Source organism: Spirosoma arboris (assembly GCF_009754945.1).
GTDB classification, from domain to species: Bacteria; Bacteroidota; Bacteroidia; order Cytophagales; family Spirosomataceae; genus Spirosoma; species Spirosoma arboris.
Map to the genome: position 1 here is coordinate 265798 of NZ_WPIN01000001.1, position 22068 is coordinate 287865.

Annotated in this window: 17 protein-coding genes; 5 read left to right on the forward strand and 12 right to left on the reverse strand. The window is 46.7% G+C overall.

Features of this window, described 5'->3' with window-relative positions:
- Positions 1–136 precede the first annotated feature (136 nt).
- Entirely contained in the window at positions 137–868 is a 732-nt protein-coding gene (locus GO755_RS01130) for a lysoplasmalogenase (RefSeq protein ID WP_157583278.1), read from the reverse strand.
- A gap of 145 nt (positions 869–1013) precedes the next feature.
- Between GO755_RS01130 and GO755_RS01135 the strand changes: the two genes are divergently transcribed.
- A complete protein-coding gene (locus tag GO755_RS01135) occupies positions 1014–1316 on the forward strand; it encodes a hypothetical protein (protein WP_157582730.1) in 303 nt (100 codons plus the stop codon).
- Positions 1317–1388: 72 nt separating this feature from the next.
- On the opposite strand, the gene GO755_RS01140 is transcribed toward GO755_RS01135, so the two are convergent.
- A complete protein-coding gene (locus GO755_RS01140; protein WP_157582731.1) occupies positions 1389–3980 on the reverse strand; it encodes a M1 family metallopeptidase in 2592 nt (863 codons plus the stop codon).
- An 84-nt stretch (positions 3981–4064) separates the two neighbouring features.
- Between GO755_RS01140 and GO755_RS01145 the strand changes: the two genes are divergently transcribed.
- The gene (locus tag GO755_RS01145; protein ID WP_157582732.1) at positions 4065–5336 is read left to right on the forward strand and encodes an asparagine synthetase B; all 1272 of its coding nucleotides are present in this window, start codon (positions 4065–4067) and stop codon (positions 5334–5336) included.
- A 122-nt stretch (positions 5337–5458) separates the two neighbouring features.
- On the opposite strand, the gene GO755_RS01150 is transcribed toward GO755_RS01145, so the two are convergent.
- Together GO755_RS01150 and GO755_RS01155 are read right to left on the reverse strand one after the other, a co-directional pair.
- Positions 5459–5806: a hypothetical protein gene (locus tag GO755_RS01150; protein WP_157582733.1), complete on the reverse strand. Its 348-nt coding sequence runs from the start codon at positions 5804–5806 to the stop codon at positions 5459–5461.
- 84 nt (positions 5807–5890) lie between these two features.
- Entirely contained in the window at positions 5891–7438 is a 1548-nt protein-coding gene (locus GO755_RS01155) for a S10 family peptidase (protein WP_157582734.1), read from the reverse strand.
- A 231-nt stretch (positions 7439–7669) separates the two neighbouring features.
- Here GO755_RS01155 and GO755_RS01160 point away from each other — a divergent pair, with 231 nt between their 5' ends.
- Entirely contained in the window at positions 7670–8944 is a 1275-nt protein-coding gene (locus GO755_RS01160) for a M20/M25/M40 family metallo-hydrolase (protein ID WP_157582735.1), read from the forward strand.
- Positions 8945–8961: 17 nt separating this feature from the next.
- Here GO755_RS01160 and GO755_RS01165 read toward each other — a convergent pair whose 3' ends face one another.
- The 5 genes from GO755_RS01165 to GO755_RS01185 all read right to left on the reverse strand — a co-directional run bounded on the left by GO755_RS01165 (position 8962) and on the right by GO755_RS01185 (position 15419).
- Positions 8962–10932: an SBBP repeat-containing protein gene (locus GO755_RS01165; protein WP_157582736.1), complete on the reverse strand. Its 1971-nt coding sequence runs from the start codon at positions 10930–10932 to the stop codon at positions 8962–8964.
- Positions 10933–11083: 151 nt separating this feature from the next.
- A complete protein-coding gene (locus GO755_RS01170) occupies positions 11084–12154 on the reverse strand; it encodes a nucleotidyltransferase domain-containing protein (RefSeq protein WP_157582737.1) in 1071 nt (356 codons plus the stop codon).
- Between the two features lie 154 nt (positions 12155–12308).
- Positions 12309–12749, reverse strand: a complete 441-nt coding sequence (locus GO755_RS01175) for a hypothetical protein (RefSeq protein WP_157582738.1) — start codon at positions 12747–12749, stop codon at positions 12309–12311.
- A gap of 240 nt (positions 12750–12989) precedes the next feature.
- Complete coding sequence (pth, locus tag GO755_RS01180; RefSeq protein ID WP_157582739.1) at positions 12990–13550, reverse strand: aminoacyl-tRNA hydrolase; 561 nt, start codon at positions 13548–13550, stop codon at positions 12990–12992.
- A gap of 6 nt (positions 13551–13556) precedes the next feature.
- A complete protein-coding gene (locus GO755_RS01185) occupies positions 13557–15419 on the reverse strand; it encodes an Ig-like domain-containing protein (protein ID WP_157582740.1) in 1863 nt (620 codons plus the stop codon).
- A 143-nt stretch (positions 15420–15562) separates the two neighbouring features.
- On the opposite strand from GO755_RS01185, the gene pyrR reads away from it, so the two are divergent.
- Both pyrR and GO755_RS01195 read left to right on the forward strand, forming a co-directional pair.
- Positions 15563–16102, forward strand: coding sequence for a bifunctional pyr operon transcriptional regulator/uracil phosphoribosyltransferase PyrR (gene pyrR / locus GO755_RS01190; protein WP_157582741.1), 540 nt, complete (start codon positions 15563–15565; stop codon positions 16100–16102).
- Between the two features lie 208 nt (positions 16103–16310).
- Positions 16311–18887, forward strand: a complete 2577-nt coding sequence (locus tag GO755_RS01195; protein WP_157582742.1) for a DUF5686 and carboxypeptidase-like regulatory domain-containing protein — start codon at positions 16311–16313, stop codon at positions 18885–18887.
- A gap of 28 nt (positions 18888–18915) precedes the next feature.
- Here the strand turns inward: GO755_RS01195 and GO755_RS01200 are convergent, their stop codons facing one another.
- From GO755_RS01200 to GO755_RS01210, 3 genes are all read right to left on the reverse strand, one after another.
- Complete coding sequence (locus tag GO755_RS01200) at positions 18916–19692, reverse strand: LytR/AlgR family response regulator transcription factor (RefSeq protein ID WP_157582743.1); 777 nt, start codon at positions 19690–19692, stop codon at positions 18916–18918.
- A gap of 154 nt (positions 19693–19846) precedes the next feature.
- Entirely contained in the window at positions 19847–20923 is a 1077-nt protein-coding gene (locus GO755_RS01205) for a sensor histidine kinase (protein ID WP_317165774.1), read from the reverse strand.
- 6 nt (positions 20924–20929) lie between these two features.
- Positions 20930–22015 carry a sensor histidine kinase gene (locus GO755_RS01210; protein ID WP_157582744.1) on the reverse strand — a complete coding sequence of 362 codons (1086 nt, stop codon included), beginning with the start codon at positions 22013–22015 and terminating at the stop codon, positions 20930–20932.
- Between the last annotated feature and the right edge of the window lie 53 nt (positions 22016–22068).

The following is a 22068-nucleotide window of genomic DNA, read 5'->3' on the forward strand; positions in this document are numbered from 1 at the left end:
TTGTTGTTAAGGACTTATCTGAAAATGTGTTTTAAAACTAATAACGAAAAGGGGATGAAGCGATTTACAGGTACAAGGTTACCAAGTGTAGTTTTATAAATCAAATTGATTTAATTTATTGTCATATCGAAAAATACTATATGTGCTGTCCGTCAGGTTTATGCAGTCGGATTATTGATTGTTCATGGTCAAGAGTGCCTGTTACAATCATATACTGAGCAACTGCGTATGTACTCATGATGAACCAGGTTGCACCCATGATGGGTTGTAAAAACTTATCTATGGCAATGGCCGAATCGGATAGAATAAACAGAATGGCACCAATAGCTACCCAGCTATACCTGGCTAAACCGCGTCGTTGGAAAGCTAGGATGCCCATAGTGCTCAAACAGAAAATATAGCCAACAACAGGCCACCATAAAGGAGTTAATGCCGGATTTTGAAAGAATTTAGGCTTGAGCAGAAATAGAAAAATGCTGTCGTAGAGTATAAACGGAATGGCAGTCAGCAAAAAAGACCGTGGGTAAATGGATTGACCGCTGACATGAATCGATAGCCAGAATGAGCGACAGTAACAAAGCTGCATTAGTAGAAAAGCGCCCAACCCCGGTGCAAATAAATCGACTTCGCGAATCATTAGAAAGATGTCACCCAATAAGGCGAATACCATGCCGATCATCAGCCAGCGTACAGTTGCGGAAAAACCTGTTGTTCGGTTTTGTTGCCAGCTATAGCCTAGAAGTAGCAACATAATCAGCGGTTTGCAGCCATAGTGGATCCACTGAATAGATTGCGTATCCCCGATCATTTCGAGCAACGAGATAGCCACAAAAGTAAGCGTGAAGAGTCGGGTGGGTTTTGTATACATGGTGGCTAAGGCGCAATTAAAGCCTGTTTGCATACAGAATAAACAGCAATGCTATATCTACTGCTACCTGACCCTTAGTGGGCCAAATCAAACCATTTGGTAGCGAACGTGTTTATAAAGTAATACTCAACAAAAGATAAGTATCATGGATAAATTACAGAAGTTTGAGTTGATGAACAAAATTGTTCGTGAACTGGAAGACCTTCAGAATAGCCAAACAGCTTTAATCGAGAAAATAGGTAAGATTGAAGTTGATAATATGAATGGGCTAAATGACTCATATCTAGAGAAAAATCTGGGTACGATGCATGGTAAAATCGCCGAAAACCTCGACACGATTATTGAGATATTTTCGCACTTCGAGAGCAAGCGTGATGACTACGCTCAGAAAAACAGTGCAGCCCTTGCCGCAGCTGAAGCGGCTGCTGCCATTGAAGCCGCGAGTTAATGAACTAGATTTCTATACATAAAAAACGCCGAACAGTTAGTTCGGCGTTTTTTATGAGTAAGTCTCGGCGTCTCAACGATATAACAACCGACTTACCCTGAACGGTCTGTCGGCAGCCTGGAGGAGTTTGGCTCGTAGGCGCGGATTATACGTTGGCCGATTGGCCAGAAATGTACGTACCAGTTTGGCTGTTTCGGGCGTTTGATAACTCGCTAACGTGGAACCTACCCAGCGCTCGGGAAAGAAAATATCTCCCGTTTTCTGAATTTCTTCCAGTAGATCTAGACTTTTAGGCAAGTACTTTGCCGAGGTCCCTGTCCGTAATGGATGGTGCAAATACCCCAGAGCATCAACAACCCAGGCTTCACGTTCCCGATTAGCTTCATTGGCTAAGGAAGCAAAAAACTGATCGCGTTCGGCAACGTTACCCGATAAAGCAGGCATCATGAATTGCAGGCGTTTTTTACGGTCGGGATTTTTGATACGTGCCAACTGTTTTGTCAGGATGCCATCAGCAGGATAATCGCGAACAGCTAGGGCCAGCGCCAGCGAGGTGTAATCGTCTTCGGTTAGGGTTACACCTGTGGGTGCTTTTTGTTCATTCCAGATTGTGTATAGCCGATCTTTTGCCTCAGAACTAAGCGCAATATTCTGATATAATCGAAAGAGTAGTTTCTTTTTTCCGGGGGCGGTTTCGGTTTCCATCGCTCGCCAGGCAACCTGTTCGACTTGTGTTGCAAGCGCCAGACGGTTTTCAGGTTTGGTAAAATTCCAGACAATGTCCGCAAGCTGGCTCGCCAGTAATCGCAGATTGAGTTCCTCTGTCTCTTTTCCTAACAGATTTTGATAGATGGCTCCCAACTTCGTCGGACTGATGATTTGCCCGGAAATCATATTCTCGTACAGATTGATGTAAGCTGCGGCTCGCGTCACTGGGTTTTTCAGGCTGCCCAATTGTGAAATCATAGCTGTATCCACCGGGAAAATGCCGTAACCTTGCCCTGATGAATTGAAGATGACATAAGAGGGTACCGATTTTCCGGCCACTTCGGTGAGGGTTACGTTTGCCTGATTCATTTGTACCGTCAATTCCTCTACATGGTCTGGATAGACAAGAGCAATTTCAAAACCCTGCGGCCATAACCGCTTGGAGCCATCTTCGCCCAGTTGCGAAATCACCAAGCGACTTATTTTGCCCGCCTGCTTATCCAGTTGATAGTTGAATTTTGGTCGGCCCGTTTCGTTTACCCATACGTGGTTCCAGGCAGCTAGATCGGCGGGAGTACGGGCGTCCAGAATGGCAATGAGTTCGGCCCAGGTAGCGTTACTAAAGGCGTATTTTTTGAGGTACTCACGTAGACCATCGCGTAGGGCAGTTTTACCCATGAGCCGCTCTAATTGCCGCATCATAATCGGAGCTTTATGGTAAATAATTCCTCCATAAAGTGACCCAGCTTCCTGCAAATTAGCTAATGGCTGCCCAATAGGGTTGGCACCTTCAGTACGATCAACGGCATAAGCGGCCGGGAAATGGTCAACCACAAACTGGAGGTCATAATTGGCGTCGGCGGATGAGACTTCCGTAATTTTATCGGCCATGAAATTGGCAAAAACCTCCTTCAACCAGACGTCATTGAACCACCGCATAGTAACCATATCGCCAAACCACATGTGCGCCGTTTCGTGCGAAATCACACTAGCGCGAGCCAGTCGTTGATCGCGGGTGGCACCATTATCCAGAAACAAAGCCGATGCCCGATAGTCAATGGCGCCTACATGTTCCATGCCTCCGTATTGAAAATCGGGGATAGCGGCAAAATCGAATTTCTGGAACGGGTAGGGGATTTGCGTGTAGTCTTCCAGAAACCGAAGCGCATCGGCATGAAGTTGAAAGAGTGACTCCATGCTCAATCGGATTTTGGTCGTGTCGGTCTCCCGATGCAGGAGCGTCATTGGGCGACCATCCAGCGTGCGGGTTACGGGCGTGAACTTACCCGCTACGAACGAGAACAAATACGTCGGAATGATGTTGGAGGTCTGGAAGTTAACCGTTTTACGATCTCCCGTTATAAACGAATCCTGAACGGCGGCATTGGTCATGGCCTGCCAAAGGCTCGGAATCGTAAGTGAGAGCTGAAATGTTGCCTTTAAATCGGGCTGGTCGAAGCAGGGAAATACGGTTCGGGCGCGGTCTGGAACCAGGAGTGTATAGAGGTAATCATCGTTCCGATTCAGTGACAGATTTCCTGCCGTAAACTGAATTGAAATCGTGTTCTTTCCGGGCTTCAAAAAAGCAGTAGAAATCAGCAAATGCTCGCTCTCAAATACGGTTGAAATATCCTTTCCATTCACTGAAACTTTCTGGATATGAGTACGTTCTTCCTTAAAATCTAGTTGGAGTAGTGTACCCGTTTTAGCCCAGTTGAACGTTATTGTTTCATGTGCTGGAATTAGTTGGTTTTTCTGCGCTGGAATGTCGAACTTTAGTGCATACGCCAGTTGGCTTATTTGTTGCCTGCGCGCCTTCGCCAGCGTTTGTGATACACCCGTCTCGACGGCTGGTGGTTTGGTTGGTGTAGACTGACTGTTCCCAGACATGGTAATTGACAGCGCAACAAGTAGCGAACTACCGTAACGAGTAATTTTTGACAGATTCCAGATCATTGAAGTGTAGGAGTAATGGCTTGTGTATACCGTATACCATAAGCCGAAAATATTCGCAACGTTGGGTCAAAAATAAGGTACTCTATGAAACAGCGCCTATCTTTTCTGCTGCTATTGCTGGCAATTATGGGCCAGGCCACGCCAATTCTGGCTAATTACGTCCTGATTCCGATGGACGATCGACAGACAAATCACCTGAAAGCGTATGGAATTGCCTACAAAGTTCTCAAAGACGATCAGGATGTCGATTGGCTATTGAACTACCGGGGTGGCAGTTTTATGATGAAACATACGGCCGCCGTTGAAACCGAGTGTCGGGTTCGGGGCGTTTCATTCGATGCTATTTCAGATGCGCAGGCGGCATCCATCCGCCAGCAATTGTCGGACCCCGATGTGAATATGAATGTGGTGACGCTCCAGAAAGCGGCCAAAATCATTGTGTATTCACCTATTAAGGTCAGCCCAGCTGAGTTTGAAAATACCGATGCTGTGCTGCTGGTACTCACCTACGCCGAAATTCCATTTGAGGTTGTATATGATGAGGAAATTCTCAAAGGCGATCTGGCAAAGTTCGACTGGCTACACTTGCACCATGAGGATTTTACGGGGCAATATGGCCGAAATATGCACCGCCAATCGCTGGCCGACATCAAAGCACAGGAAGACATTGCCCGAAAATACGGCTACGCAAAAGTATCGCAGATGAAATTGGCCGTTGCTAAAGCGATCAAAGCGTTTTGCGCCGGAGGAGGCTATTTGTTTGCCATGTGTTCTGCTGCCGAAACGCTCGATATTGCGTTAGCCGCCGATGGCGTCGATATTGTCGGCAGTAGCTACGATGGTGATGGTATGGACCCCGACGCACAGGAGAAACTCGACTTCACCAAAACATTAGCATTTGGAAATTTTACCCTCGAATCAGATAACGGTTACCGGGGCTTCTCGACATTTTCCGACATTAACTCTGCCGGAGGACGCGGTTTCGATCAGCCGACGGGTTTCTTTGAATTATTTAATTTTTCGGCCAAATGGGATGTCATCCCGGCCATGCTGACGCAGAATCACGAGCCGATTATTAAAGAGTTTTTCGGTCAGACAACGGCCTTTCGCAAAGGAGCTGTCAAGCCGAGCAGCTTAGTGATGGGGGAAAGCAAATCCTCTGATCGCTACCTCTACGGGGAAGTTGGCAAAGGACAGTGGACATTTTACGGTGGTCACGATCCAGAGGGTCTACGCGGTGGGGGAGGCTTTCGAAACCCAACCGATTTGAACCTGCACCCACACTCACCCGGCTACCGGCTCATTTTGAATAACGTACTGTTTCCATCGGCCCGGAAGAAGAAACGAAAAACGTAGGAGATAGAATAGGCCTTTTACCCACTTTTGTGAAAGGTCTGAGTTAAATCGTCTTCCGTCGTAAGAGATAAATGAAAATAACCGTGGCACGGCTTTTTACCCACTTTTGCGAAAGGTCTGAGTTAAATCGTCTTCCGTCGTAAGAGATAAATAAAGCTATCTCCTTTCAGGGCAAACGTAACGAGTTCCCAGCCTTGCCGTACCATAAAGTTCAGTGCATCGATACTGGAATTAAATGTAATAACCTGTTTATCAGCACCAGCTATTTTCTGACGGGAAAGGCCAATGTCCACAAAATGCTGACCATAATCAATCTGCACGCGTGCTCTGGACAAGCCATTGGCATTGGTGCAAATTAATTGACAAAAGGGTGTGTTGACGGGGTCAATTGCAACACCATCTACATAAACCTGCCCGAAACTCGCATTAACTAAGAACAGGCTAAGACAGAGAACGAAGAGTGCTTTCATGACTACATGAACGCATAGGTTGTTCGTTGAATTGTCTAACACATTTTGTTCCTATCATAAGGTTCGGACGATTCTGATACCTGTTTATCGACTTCCCGAATATTTTGCTGGTTCGCTGTTTTTGGGCGTGCTTTTCTGAATGAATTTCCGGAGCCGTTCGTTACTAGTGGCCAGATCTTCTTTACGAAGGTACATCATGTGGCCGCTCCGGTAGCCTTCCCACTCCATTCGATCTTTCAGTTTGCCGCTGGCATCCATTTGCCACATATTGTATTTGGCATTGAAATAATCGCAGGCACCATCATAATAACCCGATTGTACGAGCAAATGCAGGTATGGATTCTGTGCCATAGCCTGACGCAGGTTTTCGCCGGTATGGTTGTTCGTGTTATCCCACGGAAAGGTGGGGCCAAACATATAGTATTTCAGGTCGGTTTTGTAATTGAGCTCTTCGCGCATAAACATATTGATGGCGGGCGTAAATGAATGGAGCCAGGAGGTTAGCTCTGAGTTATAATCGGGAGCAACACCCGCGTCTTTACTGTCTATGCCCAGGTAGCGCGAATCCAATCGCCCAACTGTCTGGCTTTTGCTACGAAGCAATTCTTTCCAGAAGAAGTTGGTTGGTATGTCCAGATTTTGCTGCATCACCGCCGTTTCCGATAAGCCCGAATAGCGAGCCACTTTGGCCGCGATTTCCTTCCGCTTCTGATCGCTCAATGAACCGCCTAACGCCAGTGCGGGCAGGTATTCCTGAATGGCAAAGGCTTCGACTTCGGGAAGCATATCCGTCAGATCTTTCTTCTGTAAATCAGCAGGTAAAGCTTTATGATACCAGGCGGTAGCGGCAAAATAAGGCAGTTTCAAGACGCCCTGCGCTGGACCATCCCGCTCGATACCCAAGCCCGTTGGCGACACTAAAATGACGCCATTCAGGTACATCCAGTGGGCGTTTTGTAACTCCAGCGCCAGCCCCGACACCCGAGCGGTGCCATAACTCTCACCAATCAGGTACTTAGGGGATGCCCATCGATTGTAGCGACTCACGAATGTATTGATCCAGTCGGCCAGATATTTGATGTCGGCATTGACGCCAAAGAACAACTTGGCTACTGGTACATCTTTATTGACAGGTCGTGAGAAACCGGTATTAACCGGGTCAACGTACACAATATCAGCGACATCCAGAATCGAGTTTGGATTGTCTTTTATACCATATGGCTGAATGGGATAACCTTCTTCATCAACTTTAAGAATACGCGGGCCGGTGTAGCCAATCATCATCCAGACAGAAGCCGTGCCAGGCCCACCGTTAAACGAAATAACCAGTGGCCGGGCCGCCCGGTCGGCAACGTCGGAACGTTCAAAGTACGTGAAAAAGACACCGGCAAGGGGTTTGCCTTCTTCATCCCAGACCGGAATGGTGCCGGCAGTTGCTTTATACGGCACCCGCTGCCCTTTAATCGTCACCTGGCCATTGGTAATAGCCTGTGAATCAATGTTTAGTGTACGGGAGAGTGAGGACGGTTTTTCGTCTTTAATTGGCTGTTTTTCTGGAGTAACGGGCTTTTGGGCAAACGTTCCGGTAAAAACGCAACAATAGATCAGCAAAAGGAGGAAAACTTGTTTCATGAATATGAAGGTGAGTGATGAGTGTAGCCGAGAATTAAGTATCAACGAGAGACCTGTTTTTTGATCGAAGATAAGGAGAATAGCAGAATAATATTTGGATGGATTGGTGGCATCCCTTCATTTTTAGTTTCAGTAGGTCAGAACGAAGTAAAAGTTGTACTTAATCAAACCGTTCGTTTATTGACCTTTAACTTTCCGTATTTTAGCTCATTAGCCCAATCAAACACACGCATGAAACAAGTTTTCCTCCTTTTGTTGATCGCCAGCTATGGTGTATCGGCTCAGTCACTTTCGAAACCCGAAACGGCTGTTATTGCCACCGTAAAAAAGCAAATGCCGGAAACCGAAGCGTTTCTGGAGAAAGTCGTTAATATCAACAGCGGTACCCTTAATAAAGAAGGGGTGCGGCAAGTTGGAAAATTGATGTCCGACGAGTTTGACAAACTGGGCTTCAAAACCGAGTGGGTTACTTTACCTGATTCGCTTAACCGGGCGGGGCATTTAGTCGCCACCAGGCAGGGTAAAAAAGGCAAAAAGCTCTTTCTGATTGGCCACTTGGACACGGTCTTTGAAAAGAGCTTACCAATGGAGCCCTTCACTCGCATCAATGATTCGACAGCCTCGGGGCAGGGCGTTGCCGATATGAAAGGGGGAGACGTGGTGGTCATTGCGGCTCTTAAAGCCTTACACGCCCAAAAATTGCTTGATGATACATCCATTACGATCTATTTCACGGGCGACGAAGAGAGTTCAGGTGGTCCTGAAAGCCGCCGGGATTTCATTGAGCGGGCTAAAAAATGCGATATAGCGCTGGCTTTCGAAACTGCGCAAGGGCTCAGTAGCGTCACAACTGGTCGGCGGGGTGCGAGTGGCTGGACGCTCAACGTAAAAGCGCGAACAGGCCACTCGTCACGGATTTTCAGCGACTTAGGTTATGGGGCGATTTATGAAGCGGTTCGGATTCTGAACGAGTTTCGACGGACATTGGGGCAAGAGCAATACCTGACTTTCAACCCTGGCCTGATTGTGGGTGGCTCGGAAGTACATTATGACGAAAAAACGGCCAAAGCCGAAACGATTGGCAAAACGAACATCGTAGCCGGTACGGCCCTGGTGAAAGGCGACCTACGTTTTTTAACCGAAAAACAGAAAGAAGCGGCACGAGCTAAAATGCGCGAAATCGTTGATAAAAGCCTGCCTCTGACGAAAGCAACCATCTCGTTTACCGATGGTATTCCAGGTATGGAACCCTCTGCCGCCAATGACGAGCTACGCAAACAAGTAGATGAACTCAGCAAGGATATGGGTTTAGGGCCAGTAAGTGCCTTTGATCCGGGCGCACGTGGAGCGGGTGATGTATCGTTTGTTGCAGAATATATGCCTTGTCTGGATGGTCTGGGCGCATCAGGGAAAGGTACACATAGCATTGAAGAGACGATGAATACTAAAGAGTTTCCGCTACTAATTCAACGTGCCGCCCTGTACATTTATCGATTAACAAGATAAGCGTGTTATCCCTACATCTATAACCCATTAATAATACGGGCATAGACATTATTGGTCGGGAGACTATCGTACGATTTGGTTGCGTCGTCCTTTATATTCACCGTTATGCTAGCCAAACTACCTGAGTTAGCAGTTGTACGGGTAATACTAAAGCCAAGGTTTGCCTTACCGTTAGCAGTAATAAATTGCTCCGGCTTCATAACCAGCGAAATCTGGCGGTTGTCTAGTACATTGGTAACCGACCAGTTCGCATTATCTACTACCACGGGATTCTGATCACCTCCTGATACCTCGATACTAGTAAGGTCGGGAGCAAACGAAAGACTATAGCCCAGGGGAGCCGTGATTGTAATGGCGACCTGACCCGAGGGCGTTGGTAATCCCGCTACTTCAAAGAGGGTAACCAACAGATTACCTACAGTGCCCGAAGCTGCGAAATTAGCCTGTGGCAAAACCAGGGTAGGAGTCAGGTCGCTGGTGGGCAGAGTATTGGCTTCTTGACTATACTTTGCCATGAAGCCGTTCGTGATCCCAATGGAAGTTATACTTGCCGAAGGATCAAAATCGGCAGTACCCGAAAAGTACCCCGTTAGCGACACATTGTTATTGCCGTCTACTGCCAGCGAGGTGCCAACATCAATATAATTTCCACCTGCACGTTTTGCCCATATATAATTGCCCTGGGCATCGTATTTGGCCACGAAGATGTCAGAATCGTATCCCTCGGCGGTCAGATTAGCAACTGCTTCCGAGGGATCAAAATCGGCAGTGCCCGAAAAACTGCCCGCCACCAGCACATTGCCACTACCATCCAATGCCAACGAATAGCCAAAGTCGGCACTACTTCCGCCAGCACGTTTGGCCCAGATATAATTACCAGAAGCATCGTATTTAGCAATGAATATTTCCTCATCCTTAGCAGAGACTAAGTTGGCAACGGCTACTGAAGGGTCAAAATCGGTGGTATCTCGAAAAGCCCCCGTTAGTAGTATATTGCCATTGCCATCAACCGCCAGCGAGCGGCCAATGTTAGCACCAGGTCCGCCCATGCGCTTGGCCCAGATATAGTTGCCATCGGTATCATACTTGGCCAGAAAGATATCACTATATAGAGCGGTAAGGCTAGCCACATTTGTCGAAGGGTCGAAATCGACGGTACCTGAAAAGGCCCCGGTTAACACTATATTTCCAGTAGCATCCACCGTCAGGGATTGACCACTTTCAACACTGCTTCCTCCCATGTTTTTTGCCCATATATAATTGCCCTGGGCATCGTATTTGGCCACGAAAATGTCGCCATTGCCCACAGCCGTTAGACTGGCCACGTTTGATGAAGGATCAAAATCGGCTGTACTTTCAAAATAGCCCGTTAGCAACACATTATTACTGGCATCGACCGCCACCGAATAACTAAAATCATAATTAGGTCCACCCGCACGTTTGGCCCAGATATAGTTGCCATCGGTATCATACTTGGCTACAAAGATATCATAAGTACCTGCTGAGGTGAGGTTGGCCACACTGGTCGATGGGTCAAAATCAACGATTCCTGTAAAGTAGCCTGTTAGCAGTAGCCTACCAGTTTGATCTAGCACTAACGAGGTGCTACGACCCTCTGAATCGTTTTCATTTCCACTTGCGCTGTTGGCCCAAACATAGTTACCTGCAGCATCATATTTTGCCAAAAAAATATCACTGGCTACAGCAGTCAGATTGGCTACACTAGCCGACGGATCAAAATCGACAGTGCCTGTAAAATAACCTGTTACATAGATGTTGCCCTGGGCATCTGTTTTAATCGAAGTGCCGGCATTCGTACCGCCCAGACTTTTGACAAACAGAAGTGCCGGAGTTTGAGCACGGCTTATTGTTGCTACACTGCCTACAAACAATAATAGAAAGGCATAATTGGCAAAGGGCCATTTAGACTGAATTCGGAGAAATTGAGATGCTTTCGCTGGCAGGGAGATGAGGATAGATGGTTTCATAAAACGTTAGGCTGAATGAATACACAGAACGAATGACTATAGGATCAGTTCTGAGTGTTCATCGCTTAACGTTGAAAAAGGTGAGTGGATCAGGGATAAATTCTTTGGTCTCTTCAATGAGATTCAAGAGTAGAGACTCATTTTTAGCTTATTAGTCCGCCACCGTATCATATAACTCTGTTCGCAGTTCCACCAGAATCTTATTGATTTTAGCTAAATCCGGTCGATCGGATAAGGGGCTGCTAGCGGCTAAGGTATCAATCTGCATTATTTTCTGTTCGGCCTGCTCGATTAGGTTGTCGTAGTCGAAAGCTCCTGACCGGATTTTTAGTAATTCATCGCGGTTAGGTCGACGAACCAGCACCTGACCTGTTTCCAAAATCTCAGCGGCCATGTCCAACAATCGAAACGTATGCATCATATTTTTGGCGTCGTAGTTTTTGCCATGCTCAAGTGTATTCTGATAGCGGGCATCATTGCGTTTGTCTACCCAATCCCAATACTCGCGATAGTCTTTGCAATAACTCGAATAGCCGTCATGATTGACATATAAGTGCGTTTCGGGTTTAGCACCTTTAGGTACGCTACTTAGTGAGACCTCCGTTGAATCTGCTCCGGCAATAATGCCCTGAAAACCTAGATTTGCTGTTTTATCATAAAACAAGGCATACACATCGCGAACGTGAGGAACGCTCACCAGGCCGCAATTTTCGGATTGCTCACCACGACTAGTCAGCCAATCGAGAACGGGTACAGAGCCTTGCCCGGTGAATACGTAACAAAAGTTGAGCAGCGATTTCCGCTCTTTAGGCATTGGGTTCAGGATTTTCTTGTTCAGACCCCGTGCCTTTTTTATCTGACTAATGGCATAGCCAGCAAACGTATCCCGGCAAAGTTTGGACAAAAAATCGCTGGGTACTAGTTGACTGAATAATGGATGTTGTTGAATGATGCAGTCGGCTGGGGCACAGAGCAGTTCCAGAATATTCGGGTTATTTTTCGAAAGCAGTTCGACAAACCGACGAAGCTCGTAAAAAATCACATCGTTTTTATCGTCGTTTACCTGCTCAATGTAGTTCAGCCCGTACAGATCGGTCTGGGGCAGAATAAATACACCCCGAATATCGGTGTCAGATGTAGGAAGATTAGTTCCATAGGCACGGCTGCCGCTAATGCATTCGAATATAATGAGGTTACGATCGCGGAGATCCTGGATTGTCATAGTGATCTAAAACCCTATAAAAAAGATAAGGTTCCCTGAACGTGCAGAGAACCCTATACTGACTATTCCTAAACCCTTAACCTTTTCTACATGAAAAACTAACTTTTACTCTTTTCTGTTCCAAATACCTGGCTAATTCGGAATTTATTCCAAATTACTGAATTTCAGGTACTTCGCTGGTTGGTTGATCTGTGCTCCAAATGAAGTTAATCATCCGGCTTGTATGATCGGCCTGGTTCATCCAGCGATTGGCGTTTGCATCTTTATGCTTAGCCAGTTTATTAGTTAGTTGAGTGGCAGCTTCGTTGAACTTAGCACGGTCGGCGGGGCTAATTGCCAGCACAGCGACCGGGTTTTGGTTGTACAACGAGACAACGCTCATAAAGTTTTGCCAGTTGGTAGTATTTACAAACTTGGCAATGTTTTGTTCGGCATACGAAGCAAAAAGCTTCTCCGAACCATTGACAAGCATAGTACTTGCCGGCTTATTGGCTGCCGGGCTATCATCAGTGTTGGTGGTGGTAGCCGCGGTTGCCTGAGTTGTTGCTAATCCTAATCCAAGAATCAGTGATGCAAAGATAACACGCGTTTTCATTGTTTTGTTCTATTTGGTTTTGATTACTGAACGCACAAATGTCTATAGAAATTCCTAAACTGCAAAAGCCTATATAGGGCCTTTGCAGAATATTGTTCCGAATTTAATGCTGGTTTTGATTTAAATTTTTGATATTAATGATTTTTTTTGACTAAAAACCAAACGATATATTGCATTAACGTTTCTTTATATCTATAAAATATGCCTTAGTAAAATTATAAAATTCTTTAAAAAGTTATATCATTGGTTGTAATTATTCATGGTGGCCTGTATGCCCATAGTACAAAAACTGAGGGAAGCATTGCCCACCCGGTCTAAATAGTCTGGTAACTGAATCAATTCGTCTTCCGGAAACTGCCCTAATACGAAATCAATCTGCCTGCCTTTCGAGAAATTATTGCCAATTCCCACCCGAAGCCGGGCATATTCCTGCGTGTTCAGCACCTCATCAATGTTCTTCAATCCATTATGGCCACCCGGCGAGCCTTTGGGCTTCAGACGTAGTTTGCCAAAAGGCAAATCTTTATCGTCGGTGATAATCAGGATGTTTTCAACGGGAATGTTCTCCTGCTTCATATAATATGATACAGCCCGCCCACTAAGGTTCATGTAGGTCGTAGGCTTCACAAAAAATAGTTGCTTGCCTTTATGCTGCCATTTAGCGGTGTAGGCCAGGCGAGTCATTGAGAACGTGAAGTCATGCTGTGCTGCCAGTCGGTCTAGAACCATAAAGCCAGCATTATGACGGGTAAGCGCGTATTCGGGGCCAATATTGCCCAGACCAACAATCAAAAATTTCATAACCAATTAGTTCAATAGTGCTACCGATTCACGATAGGTCGTTTGGGTGCCATCGGGAAACAGACAATCCATTCGGTATATATATATACCCGTCGGGGCTGATTGGCCATTAATCAGGCCATCCCAGAGTGGTTCACCAGTTGATAGCGCAAAATTAGCACGATTATACATGACTGTACCCCAGCGATCGTAAACCGTAAACCGCAAAATTGTTAACGATGGGAAGGTAAAGTAAGCCGTAAGCGCATCATTGTAATTGTCATGATTGGGAGAGAAAGCGGCTGGCAGATGAATGAGATTAGCACAATCGAGCGAAACCCGAACCGGCTGGGTGATCACGCAGTTTTTATCATCGCGTATCGTCAGGGTGTATGCACCGCCACTCAGGCTCGTAAATGTGGTTGACGATTGAAATAGTTGCCCATCGAGCGAATACTCATCCAGTCCGACCGCACGCGTGGAGGTAATCAAAATGGCTCCATTCTGCTGGCCGCATGCTGCGCCCGTTATGCTCATATCGACCAGTTGTGGACCTGAACTGGAGGCCACACTAACCGATTGAGTAACAGTACAGCCTTCATTATCGCGGGCCACAAGGGTATAATTTCCTGCTTTTAGCCCCGTAAAAATAGTATTGGTCTGAAATACAGTGCTGTTAATACTATACTGAACCGGACTGGTGCCGCCCGAAGTTGTCAGATTTGCCTGACCATTTGCCTGTCCACAAGAGGTAGGTACAGTGGCTGTGCTCAGAATAACCATTGGTTTAAAGGCTGGCAGGCTAATCGCACTATTAGTTTCACAGCCATTCGCATCGCGTGCACGAAGTGTATAGGTGCCACCCGCCAGCTTCGTGAAAAGTGGGCTGGATTGAAACGAAACGCCATAATCAATCGAGTATGTTAGGGGCGCTTTACCACCGGTAGCCACGACGGTGACTTCACCATTGGCTGTTTCGCAATGGGGTGGTGTGCTTTTCAGGCTGCTAATGCTAGGCGCAGTATCGGTCGTGATGCTAACGGATTGCGCAGCCTGACAGCCAGCGGCATCTTTGGCAACAACCGTGTAGGAGCCAGGACTAAGACTACTGAATATAGGCGTTGACTGGAACGCTCCTCCGTTTAAACTATACTGCCAGCCCGTTGACCCCGACGCAACTACCTCAATAGATCCATTGGCTTTATCGCAGCCAGTATTGGTAGAGGTGGCCTTAAAGGCTGGTTCAATAACTTCAACCGTGATCGGAACGGGCGGACTTTCGTTCTGATATAGCGTTTGCGTGATATAGAACGTAGTTGTCTGTGTGATTTTGGGACTGTAAGTATTACCGGTTGCCAGTAAATTAGTACCTGAGGAGGATGAATACCAGCGAATATTTTTACCCGTAACCACTAAATTAGCTGGACTACCTTTACAGATGGGACTACCTGATTTCAGAACGACCCGGTAAAGTTCGACTTTACCGCCCGAGGTGTCAGTACAGGTTGTGCCGTTTACAATGTTCTTATAGGTTCCAATCAGGCTTTCATCGACGGGGTTATAGGTTACTGCACCGTGCCAGAAGCAAATATTTTTGACGGCTGTGCTGCCATTTTTATCCGCTTCATCAAACGTAATGGCTGAACCAGCGATGTTTCCTTTTATATAGGCAACTCCGCCGAAGGGTACTTTCGGATTGGAGGTTTGTGCGGTACCACTAAATGTAAAATTAGACTGATTGATTTGCAGGGCATAATTATAGATTGTCTGATTTGGGTTGGTAGGATACGTTACCCCAAGCCAGAAACCTGCTATATTGGGTTGTGCCTTACTTTCGGCAAAAATCAGCCCGAGCACCAATAAGAGTCCAATGGTAATGCTTCGGATCATAGAAACGGGGTTCACACCAGACCGCCAAATTTATAGCCTACTAATGTAGTGACAATTGGGAATATGTGGGCTTTATAGGTCGTAATAGTCCACAGTCGTTAGGTAACGGTCAACTATTACGACTTACTGACTATTTTTACCTCATGAACCAACAACGCCTGATTTTGTCTAGTCCGCTACTCGAAATTGTGATTAGCCGATTAGCCCAACAGTTAATTGAAACCTACCAGGATTTTGCCGATACAGTTATTCTGGGCATGCAGCCTCGGGGCATTTATTTCGCTGAACGGGTTGCGCGTGAACTGAATCGGGCGCTGGGTAAAACCGTGCCTCTAGGGTATTTAGACGCTACTTTTTATCGCGATGATTTCCGTCGACGCGACTCTCCCTTGCGCCCTAACACAACGCATGTGCCCTTTATTATTGAAAATAAACGGGTCATCTTAATCGATGATGTGCTGGCTACGGGCCGGATGGTTCGGGCGGCTCTTGATGCAATGACCGCTTTTGGTCGTCCCCGAAAAGTTGAGTTACTGGTGTTGATTGACCGACGATATAATCGTGATTTACCCATCAAGCCCGACTATACGGGTAAGCGTGTTAATACGCTTGAGTCGCAACAGGTACTGGTTGAGTGGACCGAGCAAGGTGCTGATGCTGATCGTATCTGGCTAGTTGGTTAGTAGAGAAACAAGTAGCAAATAGAGCTTGGCTTGCTGCTAAAATTACTCAATTAACTACTTAATTTTTCTTGAGTATATTTAACTGTCAATGAGTAGGAAACGGTTGGTGTCAATATTTTGACAATTAAGGACTTATTTGTACTAATTAGGCTTCTTTATAGGATTCGGAATTGGTAAGTTTTTCGTAATTTAGCCGACCGTAATTTTTATGAAGACACCTCTATACCGATTACTGCTCTTTTTCTTCTGTTTAGCACTTGTCAGTATTAGCAGTACCGTAAAAGCGCAGACTGATTATACAGTTACTGGTTTGGTTACAGATGCTCAAACAGGCGAGCCGATACCATTTGCCAGTGTTGCCCTTGTAGGCCGTCGGAGCGGTACGTTGACAGACGAAAAAGGTCGCTACACACTCAAAGTCAAAATTTTATCAGATTCCCTTGCCGTTAGCTCAATGGGCTATAAGGCTCTTCGTCAGGCTATCGATCCAGAACGGACTACGCAGGCGCTGGATTTTAAACTTGCACCGGCGGGTAATGCCTTACAGGAGGTAACCGTAAAAGCAGGCGAAAACCCGGCCTGGCGGGTCCTTCGGCAAGTCCGTAAAAACCGATCCATCAACGACCGCAAAAGACTGGCTGCGTATGAATACGACAGCTATGTTAAAACCGACATTGCGCTGAGTCATGTAACGGAGCGAATGCGGAAGAATCCGCTCATCAAGCGAATTAACGAAGCGATGAGTAAACAGGATTCAATTGTTGACGATGAAGGGCATAGACTGCTACCGCTACTAGCCTCCGAGTCAGTGTCACGCTATTATTTTAGAACGGCTCCCGAACGTAAACGCGAAGACATTCGTAAAACGCGCATTAAGGGGGTAGCGGTCGATGATGCCGGACTTAGTTCACAGTTGCTGGGTGGTACGAACCTCGTTAGCCAGAATTTCTACGACAACTACATTCCAATTCTGGGTAAGGATTTTGCTTCGCCCATCGGCGACAACTGGCGAAACTGGTACGAATTTTTCCTGGCCGATACAACCCAGATTGGCGACCATATCTGTTACGAAATACAGTTCGATCCGAAACGGCAGGAAGACCTGGCGTTTATCGGCAAAGCCTGGATCGACACCACCTCGTTTGCACTCTGCCAGATTGAGGCCAGAATTGGCAAGGGAGCTAACCTGAACTACGTGCGTGCGCTGACCATTGAGCAGGAACTGGAATCAACCATCGATTCGTTGGCAGGCTCGACGGCTACAGCTGGGTGGTTGCCCGTAAGTATTAAGCTTTCGGCCAGCCTGACAGGGGTGGGTAAACAATCGCTCGGACTACGGGCTCAGGTGAGCCTTCGTAATACGAACATAACTGTGAACCGACCTCGACCAGTAGGGTTTTATGAACAACCTATTGAGCCGAGTGATACGGTAGCGACCCCCAATGATGCCTACTGGCATGCCATCTATCGAACCGCTGCCGGGTCCGATTCTCTAGGAAAAGAGGATCTGAAAACGCGTCAGATCATTGAGAAATTACGCGCTGTACCAGCAGTAAAGATGGCCGAAGCTGTAGGGCAGGTGGCGGTGACAGGCTATTATAAACTCGGTGGTTTCGACCTTGGTCCCTATCCTTATTTATTTGCCGTAAATAGTGTCGAAGGGTTACGGACGCGCATCGGATTCCGTACCAACGAGCAGTTTAGTCGTAATTGGATACTTCGTGGCTATGTCGCGTATGGCACGCTGGACAAAGAGTTTAAATATGGGGGCGAAATCGATTACCTATTCTCGCGACAGCACTGGACAGTGGCCGGTGTTCGTATTGCCAATGACCTGGAGCGATTGGGCCTGACGCCTGAGCTAATTGGGGGCAATCGGATTTTCTACGCTCTCAGTCGCTTTGGACGGTATCGAGGGGGCTATCAAAGCTATCAGAAGGAAGCTTTCTTCAAAACAGAGCCAGTCAAAGGAATTTTGCTAACGGCTATGGTAGGTAGTCGGACATTCAACCCGCTCTTCCCGTTTCACTTTCGACAGAACCCTGAACTGGGTGATCTGTCGCCTTTGCAATCTGATATTAACGATGCTTACTGGTCAATCGAAGCGCGGTTAGCTCGGAAGGAAAAATACCTGATGGATGGTAATGAGCGTATTACGCTCGGAACGAAACGCGCTCCTGTACTCACGATTCGCTATACGCGTGGTCTGAAATCACTCGGAAGCGATTTTAATTATCAGCGGATTACACTACGGGCACAGCAATCCCTACGACTTGGTGCACTTGGCCGGATGACCTATCTGCTGTCGGCTGGTTTTACGCCAGATGTAATGCCTGCGCCCATGTTATTCCCACACATTGGTAATCCGACTCCGTTGCTAACGACCAATACCTTCAATCGCATGCAGTTTTACGAGTTTGTCAGTGATCGCTTTGTCGCTGTTCATATCCAGCATCGGTTTGAAGGATTACTGTTCAATCGTATACCAGGTATCAGGAAACTAAACTGGCGATTAATTGCCAACGTAGACGCACTCTGGGGTAGTTTGTCGAAAGAGAATCAGGCCGTTTCGAGTGCTAAACCATTGCCCAATGGAACCAGACCCATTTTCTTTGGCGCACTGGATGGAAACAAGCCATACGTGGAAGTTGGCTACGGGATTGATAATATCTTCAAACTGATTCGAATTCAGGCCATTCACCGGCTGGATTATCTGGATGATGGGCCTAATGGCATCCCATTCAACTCGTTTGCGCTGAAAGCATCGGCAACGATCAGCTTCTGATGTAATCGTTTAATTCAGCACGTACAGCTTATTTGCCCATCCATTTTTTAAACTCCATTGCCCGTTCGCGGCTCACCAACACTTCGTCGTCGGGGGTAGGGCGGAGGGTTAGTTTTAGTTTGTTATTAAAATACGAATGTACCTGCTGGACAGCGGTGATTTCGACCACAAATTGCCGATTGGCCCGGAAAAACTGGGTAGGTTCCAGCATCGCTTCCAGTTCATCAAGCGTATAATCGACTGAAAATTTCTGATTCGTACGGGTTCGGAACAGGCTCACGCCATCTTCAGAATAAAAATAAGCAATGTCGGCTACGTCGATTGGTAGCCACTGCGACAGGTGTTTGACTAAAAAACGTTTCCGATATTCGGCGGGTTGAATCTGTTGACGAAGTTGCTGAACCAGGGCATTGATGGTGGCTGTTCCCATGGGCTCCACAACTGGTTGCGTGAGCATCCGCCTTTGCTTAGCTAAACTGGCCTCCAGTTCCTGACGCTTAATCGGTTTGAGCAGATAATCGATGCTATTGACCTTAAATGCTTTTAAGGCATACTCGTCGTAAGAAGTTGTAAAAATGATAGGCGACTCGACTGAGGTTTGTTCAAATATTTCAAAGCTTTGACCGTCAGCCAGTTCAATATCCATCAGAATCAGGTCGGGAGCGGGGTTTTCCTGGAGCCAGGCTACGGATGCTCTCACGCTGGCAGTCGTTCCAACAATTTGTAGGGTTGGGTCTACATCCTGCAAAAGTTTGGTCAGTTTGCGAACGGCTAGCTCTTCATCTTCAACGATCAGTACATTCATAATCAAAGGCGTTTGGGAGTCTCGGTTATATCGACTCTTAAAGCTACTAATTAACGGGTTTGTCTGGCAATGGGCTAGCCTGCGAGGCCGCTAAATCGGGAATTGAATTTGTATAAAATGCCCGTGAAGCGGAACATGAAGTAGCCCAATTGTTTCAGACACTGTTTGAAATCGCAGTAGGACTTTCTGAGAAAGCCCTGGAACGAATTAAGGGCAAGGTTACCGTAAAGTATGGCGCTTCGTCCCGCACCTCAACATCTCCATTACCCAGTAGCCGATACTTATTGATGATATTGCTCAATCCTACCTGATTGGATAAGACATGAACCGTTTTACGTTGCAGATTATTCTGCACAACAAGCCTTCCGTCGCCATGAGTTTCGATACGGATATGGAGAGGTTGTTCGGGTAAAATGATGTTATGCTTGACCGCATTTTCAAGCAACAATTGCAGCGTTAGGGGCGGTAGTTGATAGGTAAGGTATTGCTCATCAATGATTTCTTCTAGCCGAAGATGTTCGCCATGACGAGTTCTTAGTAAGTGGAAATAAGAGCGGGTAAATGCCAGCTCTTGAGCCAGCGTTGTCAGTTCGGTCTCATTTGCCCGCAATAGATACCGGTACACGCTGCTCATTTCATCAATAAAGTGTTGCGCCTGTTCGGGATCATCTTCAATAAGCGAGGAGAGGGAGTTAAGCGCATTAAACAGAAAATGAGGACTGATTTGCCCTTTTAATCCGTCGAGCTGACTACGTAAATTGGCCTGCTGGAGTTGGTCAGCTTCGCGAAGAGCGGCATCCCATTGTTCGAACGTGTAAATGCTTTCATGAACGACATTGACAATCAAATTGGCTATGGCGCTGATAATGAGGGTCAATTGTAAGCGTGTTTCATCAAATACATAGCCTGGAAAATGTACCCATTTGTAACCGTAGAAAAAGCCCAGAATCATGGTCGATGACATAACGACGTGAATACTCCAGGCGAGGACCAACCGAAGGGGTGTTTGTCGAATGTTTGGGAAACGTTGCCGCAGCCAGAGGGCAGGAACGGCATGCAGAAAATAGGCGGGTGTCCAGAAAATAATGATACTTATTGTCGCCAGCAGAAATACATCCAGCTGCTCGAAATAAGTGGGTCCAAATAGGGCATAATTGAGTATACCGAAATAAACGGGCAAGATAATCAGCGCGATACGGGTGTCCTGTTGCGTGAAAATGTTCAGGTTCACTGTCGGTCAGCTGGCTAAGACGTTAATTTCGGTTGATCGTTGCGTAGACAGCGGCAGCGTGACACTAAACGTCTGCCCATTGTCGAAAATATACAGCGAGGGAAGACCCAGTGCCGAAAATTGAGCAGCCAATTGACCAAGTCCACCTCCCTGCGTGGCTACCTGTACCGACTTTCGCTGAAGTAAGTTGCTAACTTCAAGCCGATTCCCGGCTAAAGAACGAATCGTAATCGTCAGCGGAGCACTCTGTAGCAGGCTGTTATATCTAAGCGCATTATCTACCAGTATTTGTAGGGTTAGTGGGGGTAAAAGCAGGTCATAGGCAGCCGCTTTTGCCTCAATTTGCCAGCATAGCGTTCGGCCATATCGTTCATTTAACAAGTATCGATAGGCATCCAGAAACGCTAATTCATCGGTTAGAGGGACCAATGGTCGTTGGCTGGCCTGAAGCATATAGCGATATACACTGGCTAATTCATCCAGAAAAGCGCTGGCTCGTCTGCGATCTTCACTAATCAGGGCCGATAATGAGTTAAGACTATTGAATAAGAAATGGGGATTAACTTGATTTTTAAGCCGGGCTAGTTCACTTAAAAGCTGATTTTTTTTGACGGCTTCCGCCCGCTCGACGGCCTGGCGGTACTGGCGCAGGTTGTAGGAGCCTTCATAGTAACTTCCAACGACCACCACAAAAAATAACGCCATCGCTATCGGTAGTAGATAATCGTCAGGGAAGATGGGTTCCGGTATACGACCGCTCGGATCGAGTAAGTACAACGTTCTGGTTTCGAAAAGTTGGTCGACCACCGTGAAAAGGGAATATCCTCCAAATGTTTTCCAGATACGTTTACCCGTATTCGGCCGGCCGGGGTATTCCATGCGAATCTTTACCACCCACCATAACAGCAAATGCCAGAGTAGCGTAGTAGAAACTAGTCCCCAGACAATTGTTAGCACAACCAGTCGCCCATTATATCCATACGCAGCAATCGTAAGTAGCACAAACGGCAGCACCGCCACAGGAATGCCAATCAGGCGTACCCAGCGGTCATTAAGTGCATCAAACGAAAGAGCAGAAAGAGGAACGTTCATAGACGAAAATTACGACATTTTGCGAAACGATTATAGGTGAGGCTTTTATTGAA